This is a genomic window from Variovorax sp. V116 (genome assembly GCF_041154435.1).
Taxonomy (GTDB): domain Bacteria; phylum Pseudomonadota; class Gammaproteobacteria; order Burkholderiales; family Burkholderiaceae_C; genus Variovorax; species Variovorax paradoxus.
In genome coordinates, this window is sequence record NZ_AP028661.1 from 3,547,906 (window position 1) to 3,570,305 (window position 22,400).

General features: G+C 66.7%; 19 protein-coding genes and 1 pseudogene. 2 read left to right on the forward strand and 18 right to left on the reverse strand.

What is annotated here, in order from left to right:
- Positions 1–6: 6 nt before the first annotated feature.
- The 3 genes and pseudogenes from ACAM58_RS16890 to ACAM58_RS16900 all read right to left on the reverse strand — a co-directional run bounded on the left by ACAM58_RS16890 (position 7) and on the right by ACAM58_RS16900 (position 2,746).
- Positions 7–1,202, reverse strand: a pseudogene (locus ACAM58_RS16890) (ABC transporter substrate-binding protein).
- Between the two features lie 55 nt (positions 1,203–1,257).
- Positions 1,258–1,974, reverse strand: a complete 717-nt coding sequence (locus ACAM58_RS16895) for an ABC transporter ATP-binding protein (RefSeq protein WP_018905866.1) — start codon at positions 1,972–1,974, stop codon at positions 1,258–1,260.
- A gap of 1 nt (position 1,975) precedes the next feature.
- On the reverse strand, positions 1,976–2,746 hold the full coding sequence (locus ACAM58_RS16900) for an ABC transporter ATP-binding protein (RefSeq protein ID WP_012748584.1): 771 nt from the start codon (positions 2,744–2,746) through the stop codon (positions 1,976–1,978).
- 182 nt (positions 2,747–2,928) lie between these two features.
- Here ACAM58_RS16900 and ACAM58_RS16905 point away from each other — a divergent pair, with 182 nt between their 5' ends.
- Positions 2,929–4,164, forward strand: a complete 1,236-nt coding sequence (locus tag ACAM58_RS16905) for an AGE family epimerase/isomerase (RefSeq protein ID WP_012748585.1) — start codon at positions 2,929–2,931, stop codon at positions 4,162–4,164.
- A gap of 16 nt (positions 4,165–4,180) precedes the next feature.
- Here ACAM58_RS16905 and ACAM58_RS16910 read toward each other — a convergent pair whose 3' ends face one another.
- Genes ACAM58_RS16910 through ACAM58_RS16925 form a run of 4 tightly spaced genes read right to left on the reverse strand, consistent with a single transcriptional unit; the run spans position 4,181 to position 9,170 of the window.
- Entirely contained in the window at positions 4,181–5,743 is a 1,563-nt protein-coding gene (locus ACAM58_RS16910; protein WP_012748586.1) for a DHA2 family efflux MFS transporter permease subunit, read from the reverse strand.
- Positions 5,744–5,773: 30 nt separating this feature from the next.
- Complete coding sequence (locus ACAM58_RS16915; RefSeq protein ID WP_012748587.1) at positions 5,774–7,120, reverse strand: efflux RND transporter periplasmic adaptor subunit; 1,347 nt, start codon at positions 7,118–7,120, stop codon at positions 5,774–5,776.
- Positions 7,121–7,159: 39 nt separating this feature from the next.
- Positions 7,160–8,641, reverse strand: coding sequence for an efflux transporter outer membrane subunit (locus ACAM58_RS16920; RefSeq protein ID WP_369663135.1), 1,482 nt, complete (start codon positions 8,639–8,641; stop codon positions 7,160–7,162).
- On the reverse strand, positions 8,634–9,170 hold the full coding sequence (locus ACAM58_RS16925; protein WP_012748589.1) for a MarR family winged helix-turn-helix transcriptional regulator: 537 nt from the start codon (positions 9,168–9,170) through the stop codon (positions 8,634–8,636). Before ACAM58_RS16925 ends, ACAM58_RS16920 begins: the two co-directional genes overlap by 8 nt.
- A gap of 77 nt (positions 9,171–9,247) precedes the next feature.
- Between ACAM58_RS16925 and ACAM58_RS16930 the strand changes: the two genes are divergently transcribed.
- Positions 9,248–11,032, forward strand: a complete 1,785-nt coding sequence (locus ACAM58_RS16930; RefSeq protein WP_369663136.1) for an ABC transporter transmembrane domain-containing protein — start codon at positions 9,248–9,250, stop codon at positions 11,030–11,032.
- Positions 11,033–11,050: 18 nt separating this feature from the next.
- Here ACAM58_RS16930 and ACAM58_RS16935 read toward each other — a convergent pair whose 3' ends face one another.
- The 11 genes from ACAM58_RS16935 to nuoG all read right to left on the reverse strand — a co-directional run bounded on the left by ACAM58_RS16935 (position 11,051) and on the right by nuoG (position 22,400).
- A complete protein-coding gene (locus tag ACAM58_RS16935) occupies positions 11,051–11,524 on the reverse strand; it encodes a DUF1178 family protein (protein WP_028254212.1) in 474 nt (157 codons plus the stop codon).
- A 7-nt stretch (positions 11,525–11,531) separates the two neighbouring features.
- Positions 11,532–12,146, reverse strand: coding sequence for an NUDIX domain-containing protein (locus tag ACAM58_RS16940; RefSeq protein ID WP_012748592.1), 615 nt, complete (start codon positions 12,144–12,146; stop codon positions 11,532–11,534).
- The gene (locus ACAM58_RS16945; RefSeq protein ID WP_012748593.1) at positions 12,143–12,451 is read right to left on the reverse strand and encodes a DUF2818 family protein; all 309 of its coding nucleotides are present in this window, start codon (positions 12,449–12,451) and stop codon (positions 12,143–12,145) included. The genes ACAM58_RS16940 and ACAM58_RS16945 overlap by 4 nt, the downstream gene beginning before the upstream one ends.
- Positions 12,452–12,467: 16 nt before the next feature.
- A complete protein-coding gene (nuoN, locus tag ACAM58_RS16950; protein ID WP_018905857.1) occupies positions 12,468–13,955 on the reverse strand; it encodes an NADH-quinone oxidoreductase subunit NuoN in 1,488 nt (495 codons plus the stop codon).
- A gap of 107 nt (positions 13,956–14,062) precedes the next feature.
- Positions 14,063–15,538 (reverse strand): NADH-quinone oxidoreductase subunit M, encoded by a 1,476-nt coding sequence (locus ACAM58_RS16955; protein WP_012748595.1) that lies wholly within the window; start codon positions 15,536–15,538, stop codon positions 14,063–14,065.
- A gap of 25 nt (positions 15,539–15,563) precedes the next feature.
- A complete protein-coding gene (nuoL, locus tag ACAM58_RS16960; protein WP_307596623.1) occupies positions 15,564–17,594 on the reverse strand; it encodes an NADH-quinone oxidoreductase subunit L in 2,031 nt (676 codons plus the stop codon).
- A gap of 7 nt (positions 17,595–17,601) precedes the next feature.
- Positions 17,602–17,910: an NADH-quinone oxidoreductase subunit NuoK gene (nuoK, locus tag ACAM58_RS16965; protein ID WP_012748597.1), complete on the reverse strand. Its 309-nt coding sequence runs from the start codon at positions 17,908–17,910 to the stop codon at positions 17,602–17,604.
- Positions 17,907–18,563: an NADH-quinone oxidoreductase subunit J gene (locus tag ACAM58_RS16970; protein WP_018905854.1), complete on the reverse strand. Its 657-nt coding sequence runs from the start codon at positions 18,561–18,563 to the stop codon at positions 17,907–17,909. Before ACAM58_RS16970 ends, nuoK begins: the two co-directional genes overlap by 4 nt.
- Before the next feature lie 38 nt (positions 18,564–18,601).
- Positions 18,602–19,147, reverse strand: coding sequence for an NADH-quinone oxidoreductase subunit NuoI (gene nuoI / locus ACAM58_RS16975; RefSeq protein WP_012748599.1), 546 nt, complete (start codon positions 19,145–19,147; stop codon positions 18,602–18,604).
- 17 nt (positions 19,148–19,164) lie between these two features.
- Complete coding sequence (gene nuoH, locus ACAM58_RS16980) at positions 19,165–20,241, reverse strand: NADH-quinone oxidoreductase subunit NuoH (protein WP_012748600.1); 1,077 nt, start codon at positions 20,239–20,241, stop codon at positions 19,165–19,167.
- Complete coding sequence (nuoG, locus tag ACAM58_RS16985) at positions 20,238–22,400, reverse strand: NADH-quinone oxidoreductase subunit NuoG (protein WP_369663137.1); 2,163 nt, start codon at positions 22,398–22,400, stop codon at positions 20,238–20,240. The genes nuoH and nuoG overlap by 4 nt, the downstream gene beginning before the upstream one ends.

Consider the following 22,400-nt stretch of genomic DNA (forward strand, 5'->3'; position numbering starts at 1 on the left):
CAACGCTTACTTCCACAGCGCGCAGGTGCTTTCTTCCTTGGTCGTGTAGACCTGGTCGCCCGGCACCTTCTTGACGATCTTCAGCAGGTCCCAGGGGCCCTTGGATTCCGAAGGCTTCTTGACCTCGGCCAGCAGCATGTCGTGCACCATGCGGCCGTCGGCGCGGATCACGCCCTTGGCGTAGAAGTCGTTGATCGGCGTTTTCTTGAGGTAGGCCATGACCTTGTCGGCATCGGTGCTCTTCACGGCTTCCACGGCCTTGAGGTAGGCCATGGTGGCCGAGTAGTCGGCGGCCTGGATGTCGGTCGGCTTGTTCTTGGTCTTGGCTTCGTAGCGCGCGGCCCACTTGCGCGACTCGTCGTCGGCGTCCCAGTACCAGCTGGTGGTGTGCAGCAGGCCCTGCGTGGCCGGCAGGCCCAGGCTCTTCACGTCGGTGAGGAACACCAGCAGGCCCGCGATCTTCATCGACTTGTCGATGCCGAATTCCTTCGAGGCCTTCATCGAGTTGATGAAGTCGCCGCCGGCATTGGCCAGGCCCAGCACCTGGGCCTTGGAGTTCTGCGCCTGCAGCAGGAAGGACGAGAAGTCCGACGCATTGAGCGGCGCCCGCACCGCGCCCACCACCGAGCCGCCCTTGGCCTTGACGACCTTGGCGGTGTCGGCCTCGAGCGCATGGCCGAAGGCATAGTCGGCCGTCAGGAAGAACCAGCTCTTGCCGCCGGTGTCGACCACCGCGCCGCCGGTGCTCTTGGCGAGCGCGACGGTGTCGTAGGCGTAGTGCACGGTGTAGGGGCTGCACTGCGCGTTGGTGAGCGCCGAGGTGGCCGCGCCGTTGGTGAAGAACACGCGCTTCTTCTCCTGCGCCACCTTGGCGGTGGCCAGCGCCACGCCCGAATTGGTGCCCGCGAAGATCATCGTGGCGCCGGCGGTGTCGATCCATTCGCGCGCCTTGGAGGCGGCGATGTCGGGCTTGTCTGGTGGTCGACGCTCAGCACCTCGACCGGCTGGCCGAGCACCTTGCCGCCCATGTCGTCGATGGCCATCTGGATGGCCGTGGCGCCGCCCTTGCCTTCCAGGTCGGCGTACAGGCCCGACAGGTCGCTGATGTAGCCGATGACGACCTTCTCCTGCGCCTGCACGGCATGGCTCGCAAGACCCGCGGCCCCGAGCATGAGAGCAATGATTTTGAGCTTGGTTTGCATGGTGTCTCCTGAATAGTTGAAAGGGTCGTCGACAGAAAAAATTGCGTGCGCTCGCCTACACGCCCAGCAGCTCGCTGAGCACGGGCATCTTGGCTTCGAGCTCCTTGGCGCCGAAGGCCTCGACCATGCGGCCGTGCTCCATGACGTAGAAGCGGTCGGCCAGCGGCGCGGCAAAGCGGAAGTTCTGCTCCACCATCACGATGGTGTAGCCCTTGGCGCGCAGCGTGTGGATCATCCGCGCGAGTGCCTGCACGATGACGGGCGCGAGGCCTTCGGAGATCTCATCGAGCAGCAGCAGCTTGGCGCCGGTGCGCAGGATGCGCGCCACCGCGAGCATCTGCTGCTCGCCGCCCGACAGCCGCGTGCCCGGGCTGTGGCGGCGCTCGGCCAGGTTGGGGAACATCTCGTAGATCTCGGCCACCGACATGCCCTGCCCCACGCCCTTGCCGTTCTTGAGCGGCGGCGGCAGCAGCAGGTTCTCCTCGGCCGAGAGGCTCGCGAAGATGCCGCGCTCCTCGGGGCAATAGCCGATGCCCAGGTGCGCGATGCGGTGCGTGGCCATGCCGATGGTCTGCACGCCGTTGACTTCGATGCTGCCCTTGCGCGAGCCGGTCAGGCCCATGATCGCGCGCAGCGTGCTGGTGCGCCCCGCGCCGTTGCGCCCGAGCAGCGTGACGACCTCGCCGGGCTGCACCACCATGTCGACGCCGTGCAGCACATGCGATTCGCCGTACCAGGCGTGCAGGCCCTTGATTTCGAGCGCGGCGGTCATCTCAATGGGCTCCTTGCAGCTGGCCGTCGGTGGTGCCCATGTAGGCCTCCATCACCTGCGGATTCCTCGAGACTTCGGCGTACGGCCCTTCGGCCAGCACGGCACCGCGCTGCAGCACCGTGATGGTGTCGGCAATGGTCGAGACCACGCTCATGTTGTGCTCGACCATCAGGATGGTGCGGCCGGCCGACACGCGCTTGATGAGTTCGGCCACGCGGTGCACGTCCTCGTGGCCCATGCCCTGCGTGGGTTCGTCGAGCAGCATCAGCTCGGGGTCCATGGCCAGCGTGGTCGCGATCTCGAGCGCGCGCTTGTGGCCGTAGGGCAGGTTCACCGTGAGTTCGTCGGCTTCGTGCGCGAGGCCGACCTCGGCCAGCAGTTCGCGGGCGCGTGCGTCGAGCGGCTCGAGCGTCTTCTCGCTCTTCCAGAAGTGGTACGAGGTGCCGAGCGCGCGCTGCAGTCCGAGGCGCACGTTCTCCAGCAGCGTGAGGTGCGGAAACACCGCCGATATCTGGAACGAGCGGATGATGCCGCGCCGCGCGATCTGCGCCGGCCGCTCGCCCGTGATGTCCTGCCCGTTGAACAGGATCGTGCCGCTGGTGGGTTCGAGAAACTTGGTGAGCAGGTTGAAGCAGGTGGTCTTGCCGGCGCCGTTCGGGCCGATCAACGCATGGATCGAGCCGCGCACCACCGAGAGATCGACCTTGCTGACCGCAGTGAACCCCTTGAATTCCTTGGTGAGCTGGCGTGTTTCGAGGATGACGTCGCTCATCTCGCGAAGTCGCCCGGGTTCAGGAAAGATATGTGGGTCATGCGGTCCATCTCATCGCGCCACTGTCGAGCGCGGACCGATTGTTCGTGGCCGCCTCCCGCTTGCATACTGGGGCAAATGCCTATGCTGCAGTGCAACCTTCCGCCCGCGGCCGCTCACTGCGGCGCGCGACTGTCGTCACAATGACAATGACCCATCGGTTCGAACCCTTCAGTCCCATGCCGAACTTCCGCTCGCCCGAATTCCTGACCGGCCACATCGTGCACACGCTGGCCTTCTATGAGCCGGTCTGCCGCGACCCATCAGGTGGCTTCTTCCACTTCTTCAAGGACGACGGCACGGTGTACGACCGGCGCACGCGCCACCTCGTCAGCAGCACGCGCTTCGTCTTCAACCATGCGATGGCGTACCGGCGCTTCGGCGATCCGAAGCACCTCGACGGCGCGCGCCACGGCCTGACTTTCGTGCAGCGCGCGCATGCGCAGCCGGGCGGCGGCTATGCGTGGCAGGTCGACTGGCACGAGGGCCGCGCCACCGTGCAGGACGGCACGCAGCATTGCTACGGCCTGGCCTTCGTGCTGCTCGCGCATGCGCATGCGCTCATGGCCGGCATCGAAGAAGCGCGCTCAGGGCTCGAGGCCACCTGGCAGCTGATGGAGCGGCATTTCTGGGAGCCTCGGCACGCGCTCTATGCCGACGAAGCCAGCCCCGACTGGCACGTGGGCACGTACCGCGGCCAGAACGCCAACATGCACGCCTGCGAAGCGATGCTTGCGGCCTTCGAGGCCACGCAGGACGCGCGCTACCTCGATCGCGCGCTCGCGCTGGCGGAGTCGGTCACGGGCCGGCAGGCGGCGCTGGCCGGCGGACTGGTCTGGGAGCACTACCGCGAAGACTGGTCGGTCGACTGGGACTACAACCGCGGCGACAAGAGCAACATCTTCCGGCCCTGGGGCTTCCAGACCGGGCACCTGACCGAGTGGGCCAAGCTGCTGCTGCAACTGGAGCGCGCGCTGGTTGCCGCGGGCCGCGAAGCGGAGTGGGCCGTGCCGCGCGCCAGGCACTTCTTCGACACCGCGATGCTGCGCGGCTGGGACGCGGCGCATGGCGGCCTCGCCTACGGATTCGGCCCCGATGGCGCGGTGTGCGACGGCGACAAGTACTTCTGGGTGCAGGCCGAGAGTTTTGCCGCCGCCGCCCTGCTGGCCGCGCGCACCGGCGATGCCGGCTACTGGAGCTGGTACGACCGCATCTGGGCCTGCAGCTGGGCGCATTTCGTCGACCACCGCCATGGCGCGTGGTACCGCATTCTCACGCCCGACAACCGCAAGATCAGCGACGAAAAAAGCCCCGCCGGCAAGACCGACTACCACACCATGGGCGCGTGCTACGACGTGCTGCGCGCACTCGGCGCCTGAAGAGCAGCGCCCGCCCTCAATGCGCGCCGGCTGCGGCGTCGCCCCCGGCACCGCCGCGCTGCGGCTTGGCCAGCCACACCAGCGGAATCAGCAGCAGGAACAGGATCGCCGACGCATAGAAGATGTCGTTGGTGGCCAGCATGAAGGCCTGCTGGTCGACGATGCGGTTGATCTGGCCCATCACCTGCTCGGTGCTCAGGCCGCTGCTCGCCAGTCCCGACATCGCGCTGGCTGCTGCGTTGTTGCCCGGGTTCACCGACTCCGCGAGCTGCGAGTGGTGCAGCGCCGCGCGGTTCTCCCACAGCGTGGTGGTGATCGACGTGCCCATGGCGCCCGCCGTGATGCGCAGGAAGTTCGACAGCCCCGATGCGGCCGGTATGCGGTCGGGCGTGAGGCCCGAGAGCGTGATGGTCACCAGCGGAATGAAGAAGAACGCCATCGCGATGCCCTGGATGATCGTCGGGATGATGATCGTCACGAAGTCGGCCTGCGTGTTGAAGTTCGAGCGCATCCACAGCACCAGCGCAAACACCAGGAACGAGAAGGTGGCGTAGCGCCTTGGGTCGATCTTGGCCACGGTGAGCCCGACCACCGGCGAGAAGAAGATCGCCAGCAGCCCCACCGGCGCCATGATCATGCCGGCCTGCGTGGCGGTGTAGCCCATCCATTGCTGCAGCCACAGCGGCAGGAGCACCACGTTGCCGAAGAACAGGCCATAGGCCACGGCGGTGGCCACGGCGCCCGACCAGAAGTTGCGGCGCTTGAAGAGCGACAGGTCGACCACCGGGTGCTTGTCGGTCAGCTCCCAGATCAGGAAGAAGGCGAAGCCGACCACCGCGATCACGGCCATCGTGACGATCTCGGGCGAGTGGAACCAGTCGAGCTCCTTGCCCTTGTCGAGCATGAGCTGCATCGAGCCGACCCACAGCACCAGCAGCGCGAGGCCGATGGCGTCGATCGGCACCTTGTGCGTGTTGCTCTCGCGCTTGCGGTAGAGCGCCCAGGTGATGCCGGCCGCGACGATGCCCACGGGAATGTTGATGTAGAAGATCCACGGCCATGAGATGTTGTCGGTGATCCAGCCGCCCAGCAGCGGCCCCATCACGGGCGCGACCAGCGTGGTCATCGACCACATCGCCATTGCGAGGCCCGCCTTGGCGCGCGGATAGCTCGACAGCAGGAGCGTCTGCGACAGCGGGATCATCGGCCCCGCGACAAAGCCCTGCAGCGCGCGGAACAGGATCAGCGTGGTCATGTTCGGCGCCAGGCCGCACAGGAGCGAGCTGACCATGAACAGGATCACGCTGGCCATGAACAGGCGCACCTGTCCGAAGCGCTGCGTCATGAAGCCCGTGAGCGGCACCGCGATGGCGTTGGCCACCGCGAAGCTGGTGATGACCCAGGTGCCTTGCGTGGTGCTCACGCCCAGGTCGCCCGAGATGGCCGGCAGCGACACGTTCGCGATCGACGAATCGAGCACGTTCATGAAGGTCGCGGCCGACAGCGCGATCGTGCCCCAGACGCGGGCGGCGCCCTCGAGCGGCGGATGCGCGACGTAGGCGGGAGCAGCAGTGGCCATTGGCTTTGCCTCGGAAACCGTGAACGGCGATCAGCCGGGATGGGATTGCGAAGCAGCCTGTGCCGCGGTGCCGGCGGCGGCCGCGGGCACGGCGGAGCGGCCCGCAGCCGGTGCCGGCGCCGCAGAGGCGGCCGGTGCGCCGCGGCCCAGGTTGGCGGCCACGATGCGGTCGACTTCGGCGTCGGCGCCCTGGTCGAGCTTGCTGTAGACCTGCGTCTGCGAGATGGCGGTGGGGCGCGGCGCGTCGGCCAGCATCTTGCCGCTCTTTTGCGAGATGTCGATCTCGGCGTCCATCGACAGGCCGATGCGCAACGGGTTGGCCTTGAGCTGCTCGGGGTCGAGCGCGATGCGCACGGGCACGCGCTGCACCACCTTGATCCAGTTGCCGGTGGCGTTCTGCGCGGGCAGCAGCGCAAACGCGCTGCCGGTGCCCACGCCCAGGCCCGCGACCTTGCCGGTGTATTCCACCTTCTTGCCGTAGACGTCGGCCCTGAGCTTCACGGGCTGGTCGATGCGGATGTTGCGCAGCTGCACTTCCTTGAAGTTGGCGTCGACCCACAGCTGGTTCAGCGGCACGATCGACATCATCGGCGTGCCGGCCGCCACGCGCTGGCCGAGCTGCACGGTGCGCTTGGCGACGTAGCCGTCCACCGGCGCCGGCAGCGCGACGCGCTGCGTGGCCAGGTAGGCCTCGCGCACCTTGGCGGCGGCCGCCAGCACGCTCGGGTGCTGGGCCACGCTGGTGCCCTCGGTCAGCGACTGGTTGCTGGCCAGCGCTTCGCGCGCGGCCACCACGCCGGCCTGCGCGGCGGCGAGCTGGCTCTTGGCATTGTCCAGCGCCGTCTCGGCGTGGTTGAGTTCTTCCTTGGAGACCGCGCCGTTGCCCGACAGCGCGCGGCGGCGCTGCAGGTCGTCCTGCGCCTTGGCGATGTCGCTCTGCGCCTTGACGATGTCGGCCTGGCGCAGCGTGATCTGCGCGGCCAGCGAACCGTTGTTGGCATAGAGCGTGCGCACCTGGCGCACGGCCTGCGCGAGCGCGGCCTCGGCCTGCTCGAGCGCCACCTTCGCATCGGCGGGGTCCAGCTGCACCAGCGGCTGGCCGGCCTTCACGAAGTCGGTGTCGTCGGCATTGATGGCCATGACGGTGCCGCCGATCTGCGGCGTGATCTGGATCACGTTGCCCTGCACGTAGGCGTTGTCGGTGTCCTCGTAGTGGCTGGCCACCAGCCATTCGTAGAGGCCCCAGCCGCCGCCGGCGACGATCACCACGGCCGCCAGCGCGGTCAGTGCGCGGCGGCGCTTGCCGTTGCCGGCGGGTGCTTCGGGAGCTGCGGAAGCGTTGGCTGCAGCGGGCGTCGGTGTGTTGTTGTCGCTCATGATGGAGTTCTTTCCGAAGACGAAAAAAGTCGGTTCAGTTCAGTTCGATGCGGCAGGTGAAGCGGTGGCCGCGGCGGTGGCGGTTGCCGGCGGCTGCCAGCCGCCGCCGAGCGCGCGCGCCAGGCCCACCTGCGTGTCGAGCGCGCGTGCGGCCAGGTCGACCGCCAGCCGCCGCTGCGCGAGCACGGCGGTTTCGGCGGTCAGCACGTTGAGGTAGTTGCCCAGGCCCGCGCGATAGCGCTGCACGGCGATGTCGTAGGCCCCTTCGGCAGCGGCCTGCGCGGCGCGCTGCTCGGCCTGCTGGCGCGTGATCGACTGGGCACTGGACACCTGGTCGGCCGCGTCATGCACCGCATCGAGCACGGTGGCGTTGTAGCTCTCGATCGCGGCGTCCAGGTCGGCCGCCTTGCCGCGCAGGTTGGCGCGCAATTGGCCGCCCTCGAAGATCGGCAGGTGGATCGCGGGGCCCACGCCCCACTGCTCGCTGCCCGACTTGAGCAGCTTGCCGAAGCCCAGGCTCTGGAAGCCGGCGAAGGCCGTGAGGTTCACGTTGGGATAGAACTGGGTTTTGGCGTTGGCCACGTCGCTGGTGGCGGCCTCGACGCGCCAGCGCGCGGCGGCGATGTCGGCGCGGCGGCCCAGCAGGTCGGCCGGAATGCTGGCCTGCAGCGCCATCGGCTTGACGGCTTCGAGCATTGGCGGCTTGAGCGATGCGGACACGTCGGGCTGGCCCACAAGTGCGTCGAGCGCATGCTGCTGCAGCGCGATCTGCTCGCCGAGGGCTTCGATCTGCTGGCGCGCTTCGGGCAGGCCGCCTTCGCTCTGGCGCAGCTCGAGGCGGGTATCGAGGCCCGCGGACACGCGGTCATGCACCAGCTTGAGCGTTTCCTCGCGCTGGGCCAGCGTGCGCCGCGCCACGCCGAGCTGCTCGTTCAGGCGCGCCCACTGGAAGTAGCTGCGCGCCACGTTGCTGGCCAGCAGCACGCGCGCGGCATCGGCGTCGGCTGCTGCGGCGTTGGCGGCGCCGATGGCGGCTTCGAGCGCGGTGCGGTTCTTGCCGAAGAAGTCGAGCTCCCAGCTCGCGCCGAGCTGCAGCAGGCCGATGTTCTGCGTGGAGCCGCCGAGCGGCGCGGGATAGATGTAGTTGCTGTTGAACTTCTGGCGCTTGAGGTCGAGTTCGCCGTTGACCTTGGGCTTCAGTGCCGACTCGGCGATGTCCGCCGAGGCCTGCGCGCGCGCGAGCCGCGCCCGCGCCACCTGCAGGTTCGGATTGCCGGCCACGGCCTGGTCGATCAGCGTGTTGAGCTGCGCATCGCCGAAGGCGAGCCACCATTGGCGCTCGACGGCCGGCACGGCGGCGGCGCTGCGGTCCGCGGCAAGGCCGAGCGACGCGGCGTCGCGCAGCCTGGCCTCGGAGCCGATGCCGGCCATGTCGGCGCAGCCGGCCAGCGCGGCCACAAGCAGCACGGCGGCAACAACGGGGGTGCGGCGCAAGGCGCGCGCGGCAAGGGATTCAGTCATTTTTATCTCCACGGGCCGCCAGGGCCTGGGCGTTGTCGAGAATGCGGCGCAGGTAGCCCTTGAGTTGCTCCCACTCCTCCTTGGTGAAGCCCGCCAGGTGCTCGTTCTGCACGCGGCTCAGCACGTACGGCACCTCCTGGGCGGCGGCGCGGCCTTCCTCGGTGAGCTCGATGTTGACCACGCGCCGGTCTTCCAGCGAACGCACGCGGCGGCACAGGCCCTTGGCCTCGAGGCGGTCGAGCAGGCGCGTCATGGCACCCGCGTCGAGCTCGCAGGCCCGGGCCAGTTCGGCCACCGTGGTGGCAGCGCCGACATGCAGCTTGTACAGCGGCAGCCATTGCGGAAAAGTGGGACCACCGGGCTCGCACATACGGGTTTCTACCGCCTGGGCCACCGCGCTGAGGATGCGGCGCATCAAATACCCGATGCTTTCCTCGGCCTTGTAGTCCTCGGCACGGTAGAAATCGACCGGCCGGCGCCCGGCGTCGCCGGAGGCCGGCGGGAGTTGCGGATTGTCTGCATCGCTCATGGGTCGGAATATTAATTGTCTGGGCAATTATTGTCAAGGCCACCTTTGCGATGGCAAGGGTCGGTAGAATCCGCGCCATGGCTTCTTCCCCTCTGTCTTCACCGGCCAAGGGCTCGCCCCGATCGCTGTCGGGCCTGAGCCCTTTTCTTCGGCCCTACCGCGTGCAGATCGTGCTGGCGGGCATCTTCCTGGTGATGGCCGCCGTCACCACGCTGGTGTTTCCGCTGGCGCTGCGCAGCCTGATCGACGGCGGTTTGGTGAGCGCCGACAAGGGCGCGCAGACCATGGCGCTGCGCGAGCACTTCGGCGCCCTGTTTGCCGTGGCCGTGGCCCTCGGCCTCTTTTCGGCGGCGCGCTTCTATACGGTGAGCTGGCTCGGCGAACGCGTCACGGCCGACCTGCGCAACGCCGTCTACGGCCACGTGCTGCGCCAGAGCCCGGCGTTCTTCGAGACCACCCAGACCGGCGAAGTGCTGTCGCGCCTCACGGCCGACACCACGCTGGTCCAGACGGTGGTCGGCTCGTCGCTGAGCATGGGCCTGCGCAATGCCGTCATGGGCGTCGGCGCGCTCGCGGTGCTGATCTGGACCAACCCCTATGTGATGGTCCAGGTGCTGGGCATCCTGGTGCTGGTGGTGCTGCCGAGCATGTGGTTCGGACGGCGCGTGCGCAAGCTCTCGCGCGCGAGCCAGGACCGCGTGGCCGATTCGAGCGCCATCGCGGCCGAGGTGCTCAACGCGATTCCGGTGGTGCAGAGCTACACGGCCGAATCGCGCGAGGCCGGCCGCTTCAAGGCCTCGACCGAGAACGCCTTCAAGACCGCGGTGCGCCGCACCAAGGCGCGCTCGGTGCTGGTGGCCTTCATCATCATCGCCACCTCGGCGGCGCTGCTCTGGGGCCTCTACCAGGGCACGCAGGCGGTGCTGCGCGGCGACATCACGGCCGGCCACCTGGGCCAGACGGTGGTGTACGTGGCCATTCTTGCGAGTGCGACCGCGGTACTCGGCGAGGTCTATGGCGACCTGCTGCGCGCGGCCGGCGCAACCGAGCGCCTGATGGAACTGCTGCATGCCCCGGCGGCCATCGTTTCCCCGCCCGATCCGGTGGCTGCGCCCGTCCCCGTGGCGGGCAGCGCCGTCCAGCTCGAGGCGGTGACCTTCCACTACCCCTCGCGGCCCGGCACGCCGGCGCTCAAGGACTTCAGCCTCGACATCGCGCCCGGCGAAACGGTGGCCCTGGTGGGATCGAGCGGCGCCGGCAAGAGCACGGTGTTCCAGCTGCTGCTGCGCTACTACGATCCGCAATCGGGCCGCCTGCTGCTCGACGGCGCGCCGCTGGCCTCGCTCGCGCTGCCCGAGTTGCGCACCCGCATCGGCCTGGTGCCGCAGGACGCCGTGATCTTCTCGGCCAGCGCCTTGGAGAACATCCGCTACGGCCGCCCCGAAGCCACGGCCGACGAGGTGCATGCCGCCGCGCGCGCGGCCTTTGCGCACGATTTCCTGCAGGCGCTGCCCGAGGGCTACGACACTTTCCTGGGCGAGCGGGGGGTGCGCCTGTCGGGCGGACAGCGCCAGCGCATCGCGATTGCGCGCGCCATCCTCAAGAACCCGCCGCTGCTGCTGCTCGACGAAGCCACCAGCGCACTCGACGCGGAGAGCGAGCGCATGGTGCAGGCGGCGCTCGAATCGGCCATGGAAGGCCGCACAACGCTGGTGATTGCGCACCGCCTGGCCACCGTGCAGAAGGCCGACCGCATCATCGTGCTGGACCATGGCGGCATCGTCGAACAGGGAACGCACGCCACGCTGGTGGCGCAAGGCGGGGTCTATGCCCGCCTGGCCGCGCTGCAGTTCACGGCTTGATGCTGGACCGGCTGCAGGCTACTGCAGCGTTTCCTTGAGCGCTGCGGGGATGGGCAGGGCCATCACCGGAATGCCCTCTTCGAGCAGCGCCTCGGCCTGCTCGCGGGTCGCCTGGCCGCGGATGCCGCGCTCTTCGGCTTCGCCGTAGTGCATCCTTCGCGCCTCGTCGGCAAAACGGTCGCCCACGTCCTCGGTCTTTGCGAGAACCTCGCGCACGGCGCGCATCCAGCGGGCCTCCGGGGACTGTTCGGCCGGGAGCTGGGCCTTGGCGGGCACCGAAGATGGCAATGCCGATGCCGCAGCGGCCTCTGCCGGCGCCTTCGCGTTGCCCAGGTTCAGGCGCGGCGCGCTCAGCAGCTTGACGATGCGCGTGTCGGCACACACCGGGCATTCCACCAGTCCGGCGGCCAGCTGGGTTTCGAAAGCCTCATTGGACGCAAACCAGCCTTCGAAGCCGTGGCCATGCGAGCAGCGCAGATCGAGAACCTTCATGCGCGGATTATCCCGCGCCGCCCTGCGAAGCGGTGGCTTGCCAATCGAGTGACCATGCACCCGAAAGAACGTTCTGCAGCCACAGCGTGCAGGTCAGCGACTTGGCATCGGTGAGCGTGCCGTCGCGGCACCAGAGCGCAACTTCGGCCGGCGTGGCCGTGAACACGTCGAGAAACTCGCCATGATCGAGCTGCCGCTTGCCGAGCGACAGGCCGCGCGCAAAGTAGATGTGGATGATCTCGGTGGAATACGCCACGGCCAGGTGCATGGCGCCGGCGTAGGCCCATTCGCTCGCGGTGTAGCCGGTTTCCTCGAGCAGTTCGCGCTGGCCGCACACCAGCGGGTCTTCGCCCGCATCGAGCTTGCCGGCCGGAAACTCGACCATCACGTGCCCGACCGGATAGCGGTACTGCCGCTCCAGCACCACGCGGCCGTCGTCGAGCAGCGGAATCACCACCACCGCGCCCGGGTGGATCACGTACTCGCGCGTGGCGCTGTGGCCGTCGGGCAGGCGCACGGTGTCGCGGCAGACCTGGAGGAAGTTGCCCTTGACCAGCACCTCGCTGGCCGTGCGTTCTTCCTTCAGGTGCGAATCGGCAATGGGAGAAGTCATGTCGGTCATCCGTGCCTGTGCTTCATGAGGTAGCGCCAGGTGAACCCTGGAAAGGCCAGCACGATGAAAAGCGCGCCGGTCACCGCGTAGAACTCCCAGCCCTGGGGGGCGATCTGCCCTGCCCGGCTTTCGAACAGCAAGCCCACGCCGCCCGCGGCGAAGTACAGCACCACCAGTTCGGCGAGCCGCACAGCCAGAGGCTTGGGCCGCGTGGCCAGGGGCACGACGCCGAACAGCCGGTCATTGAAGAACGGCAGGTTGGCCGCCAGCAGCGCCACCAGCAGAACGACCCAGACCGATGCGGTTTGCGACACCGTGGGCGGGCCGGGGTCAGTTCGCCAGCGTGGCCACGATGGCCTTGGCGCACAGCGTCATGAGGCCGCCGGGCACGATGCCCAGCACGAGGATCAGCAGGCCGTTGATCGACAGCACGGTGCGCACGTCGCGCGGCGCCGACACGGTGCTGGCCGTGACCGGAGCGTCGAAGTACATGACCTTGACCACGCGCAGGTAGTAGAAGGCGCCGATCAGCGACATGACCACCGCAAACACCGCCAGGCCGATGTAGAGCGCCTGGCCCGAGGCGATCAGCGCCTGCAGCACCGCCAGCTTGGCGTAGAAACCGACCAGCGGCGGCAGGCCCGCGAGCGAGAACATCGCGATGGCCATCACGCCGGCGTACAGCGGGCTGCGCTGGTTCAGGCCGGCCAGGTCGGTGATCTCTTCGCTTTCGAAACCCTCGCGCGCCAGCAGCAGGATGATGCCGAAGCTCGCCAGCGTGGTCAGCACGTAGGTCACGATGTAGAACATCGAGGCGCTGTAGGCGAACTGTGCGTTGTAGGTGTTGCCGTTGACCACGCCCGCCACCAGGCCGAGCAGCATGAAGCCCATCTGCGCAATGGTCGAGTAGGCCAGCATGCGCTTGAGGTTGGTCTGCGCGATGGCGGCCAGGTTGCCCACCAGCAGCGAGGCGATGGCCAGGAGCGCCAGCATCTGCTGCCAGTCGATGGCCAGCGGCAGCAGCCCTTCCACCAGCAGGCGGATGATGATGGCAAAGGCGGCCAGCTCGGGCGCCGCGCCGATCAGCAGCGTGACCGCCGTCGGAGCGCCCTGGTAGACGTCGGGCACCCACATGTGGAAAGGCGCCGCCCCCACCTTGAAGGCCAGGCCCGCCACGATGAACACCAGGCCGAACACCAGCACCTGGTGGTTCACCTTGCCGCTCGCGATGATCTTGAACACTTCGTTGGTGTCGAGCGAACCGGTCGCGCCGTACAGCATCGACAGGCCATAGAGCAGGAAGCCGCTGGCCATGGCGCCGAGCACGAAGTACTTCATGGCCGCTTCGCTGGCCACCGCGTTGTCGCGGCGCAGCGCCACCAGCGCATAGCTCGACAGCGTGAGCAGTTCGAGGCCCAGGTAGATCAAGAGGAAGTTGCTGCCCGAGATCATCACGAACATGCCCAGCAGCGCGAACATGCCGATGGTGAACATCTCGCCGCCGCGCAGCATGTCGCGGTCCGCCGCATAGGGCCGTCCGTAGACCAGCGTGACCATCAGGGCCACGGTGGCAAAGCACTTGAGCCAGTTGCCCATGGGGTCGCTCACGACCATGCCGCCGAAGCCGTAGACCGTCTTGCCGTCGTTGGCGGCAAGGCCGGTGAGCACGGCCACCGCGGCCAGCGTGAGCAGCGTCAGGATGTAGGTGCGCGTGCGCTGCGCACTGGTGCTCGACAGGTCGACCAGCGCAATGATGCAGGCCATGACCAGCAGCACGATTTCGGGGTAGATCGCGACCCAGCTGAGTTTGTCAATCATCTCGTTCTCTTCTTCAGCGTGGCTGGACGGCGCAGGGCCGCCCCAAGCCGGTCCAGGGCCCCCTCGGGGGGCAGAGCAGCGGCGTAGCCGCAAACGTGGGGGTCATATCAGGGCAGCTTCGAGATCGCCACGTGGCGAAGAAGCTCGGTCACGGAAGCGTCCATCACATCGGTGAACGGCTTCGGATGGATGCCCATCCACAGCACGGCAATGGCCAGCAGCGACAGCATCAGGAATTCGCGGGCATTGATGTCGGTGAGTTCCTTGACGTGGTCGTTGCCGACCGGGCCGAGGTACACGCGCTTGTACATCCACAGGGTGTAGGCCGCGCCGAAGATCAGCGCGGTGGCGGCGCCGGCGCCGATCCAGAAGTTGGACTTGACCGCACCCAGGATGACCATCCACTCGCCCACGAAACCGGCGGTGCCCGGCAGGCCGCAATTGGCCATGGCGAACAGCAGCGCGAACGCGGCGAACTTGGGCATGGTGTTGACCACGCCGCCGTAGTCGGCGATCTGGCGCGAATGCACGCGGTCGTAGAGCACGCCGATGCCAAGGAACATGGCGCCCGAGACGAAGCCGTGGGCAATCATCTGCACGATGCCGCCGGACACGCCCAGCTCGTTGAAGATGAAGAAGCCGAGCGTCACGAAGCCCATGTGGGCAACCGACGAGTAGGCCACGAGCTTCTTCATGTCTTCCTGCACCAGCGCCACCAGGCCGACGTAGATCACCGCGATCAGCGACAGCGCGATCATGAGCCAGGCCCATTCGTGCGAGGCATCGGGTGCGATCGGCATCGAGAAGCGCAGGAAGCCGTAGGCGCCGAGCTTCAGCATGATCGCGGCCAGCACGGCCGAGCCGCCGGTCGGCGCCTCGACGTGCACGTCCGGCAGCCAGGTGTGGACCGGCCACATCGGCACCTTGACGGCGAAGGCGGCAAAGAACGCGAAGAACAGGAAGGTCTGCGCCGTCGAGCCCAGCGGCAGCTTGTGCCAGCTCAGGATGTCGAAGCTGCCGCCCGACTTGTTGTACAGGTAGATCAGCGCCACCAGCATCAGCAGGGAGCCGAGCAAGGTGTAGATGAAGAACTTGAAGGCCGCGTAGATCTTGTTCGGGCCGCCCCAGATGCCGATGATCAGGTACATCGGGATCAGCGTGGCTTCGAAGAACACGTAGAACAGGATGCCGTCCAGCGCGGCGAACACGCCGATCATGAAGCCCGAGAGGATCAGGAACGCGCCCATGTACTGGTTCACGCGCTCGGTGATCACTTCCCAGGCCGAGATCACGACCACCACGGTGATGAACGAGGTCAGCAGCACCAGCCAGAGCGACAGGCCGTCGACACCCAGGTGGTAGTTGACATTGAAGCGCGCGATCCAGCTGCCTTTCTCGACGAACTGCATCGCGGCAGTGCCGTTCTCGAAGCCCGTGTAAAGCGGCACGGTCACCAGGAAGCTCACGATCGCGCCGACCAGCGCGACCCAGCGCACGCCCCTGGCATGCTCGTCACGGCCGAACGCCAGCAACGCGACACCGAATGCGATCGGCACCCAGATGGCAAGGCTCAACAAACCCATTTTTGTTTTTCTCCAGCGCTAAAGCTCAGCGTTTGAACCAGACGAAGTACGTCATCAGGATGAAGATGCCGAGCAGCATCGCGAAGGCGTAGTGATAGATGTAGCCCGACTGCAGCCAGCGCACCGCGCCGGAGACGCGGCCAACCACCTTCCACGAGCCGTTGACCACCGCACCGTCGATCAGCGCCTGGTCGCCGCCCTTCCACAGCCCGGTGCCGAAGGCACGCGCACCGCGGGCGATGATGTTCTCGTTGATCCAGTCGAGGTAGTACTTGTTGTCGAGCAGGCGGTAGACCGGGCCGAAGGCGCGCTTGATCGCGGCCGGCAGCGCCGGGTTGACCATGTACATGTAGAACGAGAGCACCACGCCGGCCAGGGCCAGCCAGAACGGCGGGGTCTGCAGGCCATGGATCGCCATGGCCATCGGGCCGTGGAAGGCTTCTGCGAGCTCCGTCATGGCATGGTGCTTGTTTGCGTCGACGGCGATGGCGTCCTTGAAGAACTCGCCAAAGAGCATCGGCTCGATCGTCATGAAGCCGATCACCACCGACGGGATCGCCAGCAGCACCAGCGGCAGCCACACCACCCAGGGCGATTCGTGCGGCTTGTGGCCATGGCCATGGTCGTCGTCGTGCTCCGCATGTTCGTCGTGGTGGTGCGCGTCGGGGTTCTGGTCGTAGCGCTCCTTGCCGTGGAACACCAGGAAGTACATGCGGAACGAATAGAACGCCGTCACGAACACGCCCGCCAGCACCGCGTAGTAGGCGAACTGCGCGCCCCACAGGTGGCTTTCGTGCACCGCTTCGATGATGCTGTCCTTCGAGTAGAAGCCGGCGAAGAACGGCGTGCCGATCAGCGCGAGCGAACCCAGGAGCGAGGTGATCCAGGTGATCGGCATGTACTTGCGCACGCCGCCCATCCAGCGGATGTCCTGGTTGTGGTGCATGCCGATGATCACCGAGCCCGCGCCAAGGAACAGCAGCGCCTTGAAGAAGGCATGCGTCATCAGGTGGAACACCGCGACCGAGTAGGCCGAGGCACCGAGCGCCACCGTCATGTAGCCCAGCTGCGAGAGCGTCGAGTACGCGACCACGCGCTTGATGTCGTTCTGGATGATGCCGAGGAAACCCATGAACAGCGCCGTGATGGCACCGATCACCAGGATGAAGCTCAGGGCCGTGTCGCTGAGTTCGAACAGCGGCGACATGCGCGCCACCATGAAGATGCCGGCCGTCACCATGGTTGCGGCGTGGATCAGCGCGGAGATGGGCGTCGGGCCTTCCATCGAGTCGGGCAGCCACACGTGCAGCGGGAACTGCGCGCTCTTGCCCATGGCGCCGATGAACAGGCAGATGCAGATCACGGTCACCAGCATCCACTCGGTGCCGGGGAAGGTGATGCCGGCCAGCGTGTTGGCCTTGGCGAAGGCTTCGCCGTAGTTCAGCGTGCCGGCGTAGGCGGCGATCAGGCCGATGCCCAGGATGAAGCCGAAGTCGCCCACGCGGTTGACCAGGAAGGCCTTCATGTTCGCGAAGATCGCGGTCGGCTTGTTGAACCAGAAGCCGATCAGCAGGTACGACACCAGGCCCACCGCCTCCCAGCCGAAGAACAGCTGGAGCATGTTGTTGCTCATGACGAGCATCAGCATCGAGAAGGTGAACAGCGAGATGTAGGCGAAGAAGCGGTTGTAGCCCTCGTCTTCTTCCATGTAGCCGATGGTGTAGACGTGCACCATCAGCGAGACGAAGGTCACCACGCACATCATCATGGCCGTGAGGCCGTCGACCAGGAAGCCGACTTCCATCTTCAGGCCGCCCACCACCATCCATTCATAGATGGTGGCGTTGAAGCGGGCGCCGTCGGCCACCACGCTCTTGAGCGTCATGGCCGAGATGATGAAGGCGACGAGCACGCCGAGGATGGTCAGCGAATGCGTGACCTTGCGGCCGATGTGATTGCCGCCGAACTTGGTGCCGAACAGGCCGGCGACGACGGCGCCGACCAGGGGTGCCAGCGGAACGGCCAGCAGGGTGGATGCGGAAAGGGTTGCGCTCATGTTGCTTTCAACCCTTGAGCGAGTTGAGTTCGTCCACGTTGATGTTCGACTTGTTGCGGAACAGCAGGACCAGCAGCGCAAGGCCGATGGCCGACTCGGCCGCGGCCACCGTCAGGATGAAGAACACGAAGATCTGGCCGTGCATGTCGCCCAGGTAGTACGAGAACGCCACGAAGTTCATGTTCACCGCAAGCAGCATCAGCTCGATGGCCATCAGCAGCACGATGAGGTTCTTGCGGTTCAGGAAGATGCCGATCACCGACAGCGCAAAGAGCATGGCGCCGAGCGATAGGAAGTGTCCGAGCGTGAGCGTCATGCCTTGTTTTCCTTTGCCGCAGCTGCGTCTGCGGGTGCTTCCACCACGGGTTCGGCGGCGCGCGTGACCGGCATCTGCACGATGCGCACGCGGTCCCGCGCCTTCACGCGCACCTGGTCGGAGGGGTTGACGTACTTGCTGTCCTTGCGGGTGCGCAGCGTGAGCGCAATGGCCGCCACGATCGCCACGAGCAGGATGACGGCCGCGATCTCCAGCGGATACAGGTACTCGGAGTACAGCAGCTTGCCGAGCTCGAGCGTGTTCGAGCCGTGGGCTGCCGCGGCGGCACCGGCGCGCGGTGCCTCCAGTCGGAAGCCGCCCATCAGCACGGCGGCCATTTCGAGCGCAATCAGCGCGCCCACGCCGGCTGCCAGCGGAAAGTGCTTCCAGAAGCCCTGCCGCAGGCCGTCGACGTTGATGTCCAGCATCATCACGACGAACAGGAACAGCACCATCACCGCCCCCACGTAGACGAGCACCAGCGAGATCGCCAGGAACTCGGCGCGCAGCAAGAGCCAGATCGCCGAAGCCTGGAAGAAGGCCAGCACCAGGTACAGCGCGGCGTACACGGGATTGCGGGCGGTGATGACGCGGAAGGCTGCGAACAGCAGCACCGCGGCAAACAGATAGAACAGACCGGTCTTGACGTCCATTGGAATTCGAATTGGTACGGGGTTCGGGCTGAGCGGGATCAGCGGTACTTGGCGTCGGCCGCCTTGTTCGCTGCAATTTCTTTTTCGTAGCGGTCGCCCACGGCCAGCAGCATGTCCTTGGTGAAGTACAGGTCGCCGCGCTTTTCGCCGTGGTATTCGAAGATGTGGGTTTCCACGATCGAATCGACCGGGCAGCTCTCTTCGCAGAAGCCGCAGAAGATGCACTTGGTCAGGTCGATGTCGTAGCGCGTGGTGCGGCGCGAGCCGTCGTCGCGCACATCGGATTCGATGGTGATGGCCAGCGCCGGGCACACGGCTTCGCAGAGCTTGCAGGCAATGCAGCGCTCTTCGCCGTTCTCATAGCGCCGCAGCGCGTGCAGGCCGCGAAAGCGCGGCGACAGCGGCGTCTTCTCTTCGGGGAACTGCACCGTGATCTTGCGGGCGAAGGCGTACTTGCCGGTGATGGCCAGGCCCTTGAACAGCTCGAACAGCATGAAGCTGCCCAGGAAGTCCTTGAGCGAGAACGGCGCGGATGCGAGCTTGGAAGGGCGCGCGAGCGCGCCGGCGGTATGCGCAGCAGTCATGATGTTGGCGCTTCCAGTTATTTCCAGATGTTGAACGGGGTCTGCATCCAGGCACCGACCACGACCAGCCACACGAGCGTGACCGGAATGAAGATCTTCCAGCCGAGCCGCATGATCTGGTCATAGCGGAAGCGCGGGAAGGTGGATCGGACCCACAGGAACATGGTGACCACGCAGAAGGTCTTGGCACCGAGCCAGATCCAGCCCGGGATGAAGCTCAGGAACTCGAACGGCGGCAGCCATCCGCCGAGGAACAGCACGGTGCACAGGATCGAGACCAGCCACATGTTGGCGTACTCGGCCAGGAAGAACATCGCGAAGCTCATGCCCGAGTACTCGATCATGTGGCCCGCAACGATCTCGGACTCGCCTTCGACCACGTCGAAGGGGTGGCGGTTGGTTTCCGCCAGGCCCGAGATGAAGTAGACGACGAAGATCGGCAGCAGCGACAGCCAGTTCCACGACAGGAAGCCGATGCCCATGTCGGCGAAGGTGCCCTTGCCCTGCCCCGTCACGATGTCGGTCATGTTCAGGCTGGCCGAGACCATCAGCACCACGACGAAGCAGAAGCCCATCGCGATCTCGTAGCTCACCATCTGTGCCGAGGCGCGCAGCGCGCCCAGGAAGGCGTACTTCGAGTTCGATGCCCAGCCCGCGATGATCACGCCGTAGACCTCGAGCGAGGTGATGGCCATCACGAACAGCAGGCCGGCGTTGATGTTGGCCAGCGCCACGTCGGGGCCGAAGGGAATCACGGCCCATGCGACCAGCGCCGGCATGATGGTCATGATCGGGCCGAGCAGGAACAGGCCCTTGTTGGCGACCGTCGGAAGAATGATTTCCTTGGTCATCAGCTTGAGCGCGTCGGCGATGGGCTGCAGCAGGCCCAGCGGTCCGATGCGGTTCGGGCCGATGCGGATCTGCGTGAAGCCGATCGCCTTGCGCTCCCACAGCGTGAGGTAGGCCACGGCCCCCATCAGCGGAAGCACGACCACGATGATCTTGATCAGCGTCCAGATCACGGGCCAGGCCAGGCCCGTCCACCAGCCCGCGTGGACCAGTCCCTGGCCGAAAGCATGCACTGCGTCGATCATGCCAATGCCTCCTCGGCACGGGCCGGAGCAGCCGATGCGTTGCGCGCATCGGCGGTGAGTTGCAGCGACGGCGCGCGGCGCACGATCGAGTCGAGTTGATAGATGCTCGCAACCACGGGCGCGGGAGCGGCACCGCTGGAAGCGACGGCCTTGGCGGCGGTGGCGTTGTCCAGCGCGTTGGCCGGCACGGCGCCGCTGTCGCCGATGGTGCGCAGCACGTCAGCCGTCGATTCGAATGCAAAGCCCGGCAGGCCGAGCAGGTTGGCCAGCACGCGCAGCACCTTCCAGGCCGGACGCGTCTCGCCTTGCGGCTTCACGACGGCATGGAAGCCCTGCACGCGGCCTTCGGCATTGACGAAGGTGCCCGGCGTCTCGGTGAATGGCGCGATCGGCAGCAGCACGTCGCTGAACTCGAGGTTGGCCTTGAAGGGACTCAGCGTGACGACCATCTGGGCATTGCCGATGGCGTCGGCGGCTGCGGCGCCCGCGGCCGAGTCGAACACCGGTTCGTTGTTGAGCAGCAGCACGGCCTTGAGGCCCGAGCCCGCGGCCAGCATGCGGCCGGCATCGAGGCCGCCGTTCTTCGGGAACGCGCCGACGAGCTGCGCGCCCACGGTGTTGGCGGCTTCGGTCAGGTAGCCGACGGTGGCGCCGGTCTGCGCGCCGATCCAGTTGGCAAGGGCCAGCAGGCTGCTGGCCTCTGCATGGTGGGCGGCGGCATTGCCGAGCAGGATGGCCTTGCGCTCGCCGCCGAGCAGCGAGGCTGCGATGGCTTGTGCGGCGGCGTCGGGCTCGTTCCTGGGTGCCAGCGGGGCGGTCGCGCCGTTGGTCTTGCCGATGGCGGCAGCGACGGCAGCGAGTGCCTCGACCCACTGGCCGGCCTCGGCGATGGTCGACTGCGCCACGCTGATGGCCCACGCGTCGCGGTCGGCCATCAGGCCGGCCGAGGTGATCACCGACAGCGCGGCGCCCTTGCGCACGGCCTGGCGGATGCGCTGCGCGAACAGCGGATGGTCCTTGCGCAGGTTCGAACCGACGACCAGCGCGCGCTGCAGTTGCGTGAGCGATGCAATCGAGGTGCCGAGCCAGCGCACGCCTTCGAAGGCCGTGAATTCGGCATTGCGCAGGCGATAGTCGATGTTGTCGCTGCCGAGCTCACGCGTGAGCATGGCGGCCAGTTGCAGCTCTTCGAGCGTGCTGTGCGGGCTCACCAGCGTGCCGATGCTTTGCGCACCGTGGTCGGCCTTGATCTGCTTGAGGCCATTGGCCACATATTCGAGCGCGGTCTGCCAGTCGACCTGCTGCCACTGGCCGCCCTGCTTGAGCATGGGCTGCGTGAGGCGCTCGGGGCCGTTGAGCGCTTCGTACGAGAAGCGGTCGCGGTCGGCAATCCAGCACTCGTTGACTTCTTCGTTCTCGAGCGGCACCACGCGCATCACGCGGTTGTTCTTGACCTGGACGATCAGGTTGGAACCGGTGGAATCGTGCGGGCTCACCGACTTGCGGCGCGACAGTTCCCAGGTACGGGCGCTGTAGCGGAACGGCTTGCTCGTGAGCGCGCCGACCGGGCAGATGTCGATCATGTTGCCCGACAGTTCGGAGTCGACCGAATCGCCGAGGAAGGTTTCGATCTCGGAGTGCTCGCCGCGCTGGGTCATGCCGAGCTCCATCACGCCGGCCACTTCCTGGCCGAAGCGGACGCAGCGCGTGCAATGGATGCAGCGGCTCATCTCTTCCATGCTGATCAGCGGGCCGACGTCCTTGTGGAAGACGACGCGCTTTTCTTCTTCGTAGCGCGAAGAAGAGCCGCCGTAGCCCACGGCCAGGTCCTGCAGCTGGCACTCGCCGCCCTGGTCGCAGATCGGGCAATCGAGCGGGTGGTTGATCAGGAGGAACTCCATGACCGACTGCTGCGCCTTGATGGCCTTTTCGCTCTTGGTGCGAACGATCATGCCCTGCGTGACGGGCGTGGCGCAGGCCGGCATCGGCTTGGGCGCCTTTTCCACGTCGACCAGGCACATGCGGCAGTTGGCCGCGATGCTGAGCTTCTTGTGATAGCAGAAGTGCGGGATGTAGGTGCCCGCCTTGTCGGCCGCATGCATCACCATGCTGCCTTCGGTCACTTCGACCTTCTTGCCGTCGAGTTCGATTTCGATCAT

What these genes read in the sequence shown, in the direction of transcription:
- ACAM58_RS16895 (WP_018905866.1), bottom strand. Translation starts at nt 1,974, where the DNA reads ATGACCGCCGCGCTCGAAATCAAGGGCCTGCACGCCTGGTACGGCGAA.
- ACAM58_RS16900 (WP_012748584.1), bottom strand. Translation starts at nt 2,746, where the DNA reads ATGAGCGACGTCATCCTCGAAACACGCCAGCTCACCAAGGAATTCAAG.
- ACAM58_RS16905 (WP_012748585.1), top strand. Translation starts at nt 2,929, where the DNA reads ATGACAATGACCCATCGGTTCGAACCCTTCAGTCCCATGCCGAACTTC.
- ACAM58_RS16910 (WP_012748586.1), bottom strand. Translation starts at nt 5,743, where the DNA reads ATGGCCACTGCTGCTCCCGCCTACGTCGCGCATCCGCCGCTCGAGGGC.
- ACAM58_RS16915 (WP_012748587.1), bottom strand. Translation starts at nt 7,120, where the DNA reads ATGAGCGACAACAACACACCGACGCCCGCTGCAGCCAACGCTTCCGCA.
- ACAM58_RS16920 (WP_369663135.1), bottom strand. Translation starts at nt 8,641, where the DNA reads ATGACTGAATCCCTTGCCGCGCGCGCCTTGCGCCGCACCCCCGTTGTT.
- ACAM58_RS16925 (WP_012748589.1), bottom strand. Translation starts at nt 9,170, where the DNA reads ATGAGCGATGCAGACAATCCGCAACTCCCGCCGGCCTCCGGCGACGCC.
- ACAM58_RS16930 (WP_369663136.1), top strand. Translation starts at nt 9,248, where the DNA reads ATGGCTTCTTCCCCTCTGTCTTCACCGGCCAAGGGCTCGCCCCGATCG.
- ACAM58_RS16935 (WP_028254212.1), bottom strand. Translation starts at nt 11,524, where the DNA reads ATGAAGGTTCTCGATCTGCGCTGCTCGCATGGCCACGGCTTCGAAGGC.
- ACAM58_RS16940 (WP_012748592.1), bottom strand. Translation starts at nt 12,146, where the DNA reads ATGACCGACATGACTTCTCCCATTGCCGATTCGCACCTGAAGGAAGAA.
- nuoN (WP_018905857.1), bottom strand. Translation starts at nt 13,955, where the DNA reads ATGATTGACAAACTCAGCTGGGTCGCGATCTACCCCGAAATCGTGCTG.
- ACAM58_RS16955 (WP_012748595.1), bottom strand. Translation starts at nt 15,538, where the DNA reads ATGGGTTTGTTGAGCCTTGCCATCTGGGTGCCGATCGCATTCGGTGTC.
- nuoL (WP_307596623.1), bottom strand. Translation starts at nt 17,594, where the DNA reads ATGAGCGCAACCCTTTCCGCATCCACCCTGCTGGCCGTTCCGCTGGCA.
- nuoK (WP_012748597.1), bottom strand. Translation starts at nt 17,910, where the DNA reads ATGACGCTCACGCTCGGACACTTCCTATCGCTCGGCGCCATGCTCTTT.
- ACAM58_RS16970 (WP_018905854.1), bottom strand. Translation starts at nt 18,563, where the DNA reads ATGGACGTCAAGACCGGTCTGTTCTATCTGTTTGCCGCGGTGCTGCTG.
- nuoI (WP_012748599.1), bottom strand. Translation starts at nt 19,147, where the DNA reads ATGACTGCTGCGCATACCGCCGGCGCGCTCGCGCGCCCTTCCAAGCTC.
- nuoH (WP_012748600.1), bottom strand. Translation starts at nt 20,241, where the DNA reads ATGATCGACGCAGTGCATGCTTTCGGCCAGGGACTGGTCCACGCGGGC.
- nuoG (WP_369663137.1), bottom strand. Translation starts at nt 22,400, where the DNA reads ATGATCGAAATCGAACTCGACGGCAAGAAGGTCGAAGTGACCGAAGGC.